Source organism: Acidovorax facilis (genome assembly GCF_023913775.1).
Lineage (GTDB): Bacteria > Pseudomonadota > Gammaproteobacteria > Burkholderiales > Burkholderiaceae_C > Acidovorax > Acidovorax facilis.
Genome location: NZ_JAMXAX010000220.1, coordinates 1 through 4326, shown reverse-complemented (window position 1 = coordinate 4326; position 4326 = coordinate 1). Strand labels below are relative to the sequence as shown.

The window sequence follows — 4326 nt, the reverse complement described above, 5'->3', positions numbered from 1 at the left end:
GTGCCCGCGCCACCGCCGGTCGAAGCCCCGGCTGCAGCACCGGCAGCGTTTGGCTGGCTGCGCAACCCGTTTGCCCCCAAGGCGCTCGAGGCAGCTCCGGCGCCCACGCCCGTAACAGCGCCAGCCCCACCGCCTGCGCCAGTGCCCGCCGCAGCGCCCCCGGCCACACCCGTTCCCACACCTGTGCCGGTGGCAGCCCCGGTTCAGGCAACTCCTGCGGCATCCACGCCGGTGGCAGCCCCCGCCATCGCCGCGCCAGCGCCCGCTTCTGCACCGGCAGCCGCCCCCACGGAACGCAAGGGCTGGCTGGATCGCCTCAAGGCCGGCCTGCGCAAAACCGGCAGCAGCATCACCACGGTGTTCACCGGCACGCAGATCGACGATGCGCTGTATGAAGAGCTGGAAGAGGCCCTGCTGATGGCCGACACCGGTGTCAAGGCCACCACCCACCTGCTGGCCGACCTCAAGCGCCGCGTGAAGGAGGCCAAGGCCACCGACCCCGCCGCTGTCAAGGGTTTGCTGGCCGACGCACTGACCGACCTGCTGCGCCCGCTCGAAAAAGCCCTGGTCATCGGTGAACACACCCCCACGGTGATCATGGTGGCGGGCGTCAACGGCGCGGGCAAGACCACCTCGATTGGCAAACTCACCAAACACCTGGCTGGCGAAGGGGCGGCCGTGTTGCTGGCGGCGGCCGACACCTTCCGCGCGGCAGCGCGCGAGCAGCTCGGCGTCTGGGCCGACCGCAACACGGTCGAGATCGTGAGCCAGGAAGGCGGCGACCCGGCCGCCGTGAGCTTTGACGCCGTCACGGCCGGCAAGGCACGCGGCAAGGATGTGGTGCTGGTGGACACCGCCGGCCGGCTGCCCACGCAGCTGCACCTGATGGAAGAGCTCAAGAAGATCCGCCGCGTGGTGACCAAGGCCGACGCCACGGCCCCGCACGAGGTGCTGCTGGTGATCGACGGCAACACTGGCCAGAACGCTCTGGCCCAGGTGCGGGCGTTTGACGACGCGCTGCAGCTCACAGGCCTCATCGTGACCAAACTCGACGGCACGGCCAAGGGCGGTGTGCTGGCCGCCATCGCGCAGGAGCGCCCGATTCCGGTGTATTTCATCGGCGTGGGCGAAAAGCTCGAAGACCTGGAAACCTTTAACGCGCGCGAGTTCGCGCAGGCGCTGCTCACCTGATGCAGCCCGGCGGTCCGGGCCGCCCCCTTCCCCCGCCAGCGTGATCCATGGCCCCTTCGGGGGCCATTTTCACATTTACGAACTGCGGCAATTCCCCCATGATGGGCTTCCCCCTGGAAAGGCACGGAGGCCCATGTTCATTGAGCTGGTCAAAGGTGTTGCCCTGCTGCTGGCGCTGTGCTTTCTGCATGGGTTCAACATCCGCGTCTGGCGCCAGCATCCGCGCACCGGGCAGGTGTTCTCGGGCATTCTTTTTGGCACCATCTGCGTGGTGGGCATGCTCACACCGGTGGTGCTGATGCCCGGGGTGATCTTTGACGCCCGCTCGGTGGTGCTGAGCATGGCGGGTCTGTTTGGCGGCCCGCTGGTGGCCTGCATCGCCGCCGCCATGGCCGCCACCGGCCGCCTGTGGCTGGGCGGCGCGGGGGCGGAGGTGGGCTTGATGGTGATCGCACTGTGCACCGCACTGGGCCTGGTCTACCGCGAGGGCCGGGCGCGTGGGCGCCTGGGGGTCGAGCCCGTGACGCTGGCGCTGTTCGGACTGCTGTTGCACACCGCCGTGCTGGCGGTGTTCCAGCTGCTGCCGACCGAAGTGGTTCAGCGCGTCAACCAGACCCTGGCCCTGCCCTTTCTGCTGACCTTCACACCCGCCACGGTGGCGCTGGGCCTGCTGCTGCACGACGTGGAAGAACGCCTGGCCACCGAACGCGCACTGCACGGCACGGCCGCCCGGCTGCGGGCCATTGCGCAGGCCATTCCCGACGTTCTGCTGGTGCTGGATGCCCAGGGGCGCTATGTGGAAGTGCTCTCGCCCGACGACGCCCCGCTGGCCGCCAGCCCCGCCCAACTTGTGGGCAAGCGGATGCATGACGTGCTGCCCGCAGAGCAGGCCGACAGATTTGTGGAACTGATCCGCAGCACCTTGCTGTCGGGCCAGACGCAGAGCGTGGAATACGAGATGCAGACACTCTCGGGAACGCGGCAATTTGAAGGGCGGGCGCAGCCCCTGGGTGTGAAAGTGGGGGGCCAGGCGGCCGTGGTCTTCCTGGCGCGGGACATCACCCAACGCAAGCGCGCCGAAAGTGCACTGCGCGAGTCAGAGCTTCGCTTTCGCTCGCTGCTGCGCAATATCCCGTCCATCTCGGTGCAAGGCTATCTGGAAGATGGCACCACGAGCTACTGGAACCAGGCCTCCGAGGAGCTGTATGGCTACACGGCCGAGGAGGCACTGGGCAGCAACCTGCTCGACCTCATCATTCCGCCCCCCATGCGCGACGCCGTGCGTGAACACGTACGCCACATGTTCGCCACGGCCGAGGTGATTCCCGCCGGCGAGCTGCAGCTGCAGCGCAAGGACGGTACGCCCGTGCATGTCTTCTCGAGCCATGCCTACATCCGGGTGCCGGGCCACCCACCGGAGATGTTCTGTATCGACATCGACATCTCGGGCCGCAAGGCGGCCGAGGACGAGGCCCGTTACCTGGCCTTCTACGACGCCCTCACCCAGCTGCCCAACCGGCGCCTGCTGGTAGACCGTCTGCAGCAGGTGCTGGCCAGCGGGGCGCGCTCGGGCTTGACCACAGCCGTGCTGTTTGTGGACCTGGACAACTTCAAGACCCTGAACGACACCCGGGGCCATGAGGTGGGCGACCTGCTGCTCAAGGAAGTGGCCCTGCGCCTGCGCGGCTGCGTGCGCGAGCAGGACACGGTGGCCCGGCTGGGGGGCGACGAGTTTGTGGTGGTGCTGCAGAACCTGAGCAGTGACCCGCCGGAAGCCGCCGCCCAGGCGCGCACGCTGGGCGAACTGATCCTGGCCCAGTTGCGCCAGCCCTACGATCTGGCCGGGCATGAACACCACTTCACAGCCAGCATCGGGGTGACGCTGCTGCGCGAGCACCGTGACTCGGTGGACGAGGTGCTCAAACAGGCCGACATGGCCATGTACCGCGCCAAGGACGCGGGCCGCAACACCCTGCGCTTTTTTGACCCTGACATGCAGCAGGCCGTGAACCGCCGCGCACTGCTGGAAACGGAGCTGCACAACGGCCTGCGCCAGTCGCAGTTCCTGCTGCTGTACCAGCCCCAGGTGAACGCGCAGGGGCGGGTTACCGGCGCAGAGGCGTTGGTGCGCTGGCAACACCCCGCGCACGGCATGGTGCCGCCATCGGAGTTCATCCCGCTGGCAGAAGAATCGGGCCTCATCCTGCCCTTGGGTTATTGGGTGATGGAAACCGCCCTGCGCCAACAAGCCCGGTGGCGGCTAGACCCGGCAATGGCCCACCTGAGCCTGGCCATCAACGTCAGCGCGCGGCAGTTTCTGCAGGAAGACTTTGTGGCACAGGTGCTGGCCTTGCTGCAGCGCACTGGCGCCGACCCGGCGCACATCAAGCTGGAGCTGACCGAAAGCCTGCTGCTGGACAACGTGGACAGCGTGATCGCCACCATGCGCGCACTCAAGGCCCAGGGTCTGGGCTTTTCGCTGGACGACTTTGGCACCGGCTATTCGTCCTTGAGCTACCTCAAGCGCCTGCCGCTGGACCAGATCAAGATCGACCAGGGTTTTGTACGCGACGTGCTGCTGGACCCAAGCGATGCAGCCATCGCACGCTCCATCATCGCGCTGGCCAGCAGCCTGGGTCTGGACGTGATCGCCGAGGGGGTCGAAACGGCAGCGCACCACCAGTTTCTGCTGGCGCACGGCTGCAAGGCGTTTCAGGGCTATCTGTTTGGCAGGCCGATGGCGCTGGAAAACTTTGAACGGGTCGCGCGGGAGGTGCTGGGCCCGGAAGGCACCTCCAGCTGACCTTGGGCCGGTATCGGGATTGCATTCAAGGTACCACACAGAAGTGCCGATAACCAAGGGCCACGCCAGCCCGCACAGCGCCGGACCTCCGTGGAAACCATGGAGGTGCCCCATGAGAATCGAGTCGTCCACCCTGCAGATGCAGTCCCAGCATGTCGCCACGCGCATGCACAGCCAGACAAGCCGCCTGGAAATGTGGGTGGGCGACCGCCCCGCCAGCACGCCCCTCGCCCGCCAGGCCCCGCCGCTGCAAATCTCCACCGCTGCCCGCCTGGCCCAGGCCGCCCATGCACCCCATGGGGCCACCACCTCGGTCGAGCCGCTGCCGGAGC

The 4326-nt window shown here is 67.5% G+C and carries 2 protein-coding genes and 1 pseudogene; all 3 read left to right on the top strand.

The window, feature by feature from the left end; genetic code table 11:
* The gene (ftsY, locus tag NFX52_RS29320; protein ID WP_252635962.1) at positions 1-1191 is read left to right on the top strand and encodes a signal recognition particle-docking protein FtsY; all 1191 of its coding nucleotides are present in this window, start codon (positions 1-3) and stop codon (positions 1189-1191) included.
* 133 nt (positions 1192-1324) lie between these two features.
* Positions 1325-3994 (top strand): EAL domain-containing protein, encoded by a 2670-nt coding sequence (locus NFX52_RS29315; RefSeq protein WP_055402924.1) that lies wholly within the window; start codon positions 1325-1327, stop codon positions 3992-3994.
* 112 nt (positions 3995-4106) lie between these two features.
* Positions 4107-4326 (top strand): annotated as a pseudogene (locus tag NFX52_RS29310) (hypothetical protein); the annotation flags it as partial.

Bases quoted from the DNA above. Each gene is read 5' to 3' on its own strand.
- NFX52_RS29315 (WP_055402924.1), top strand. From the start codon at position 1,325: ATGTTCATTGAGCTGGTCAAAGGTGTTGCCCTGCTGCTGGCGCTGTGC.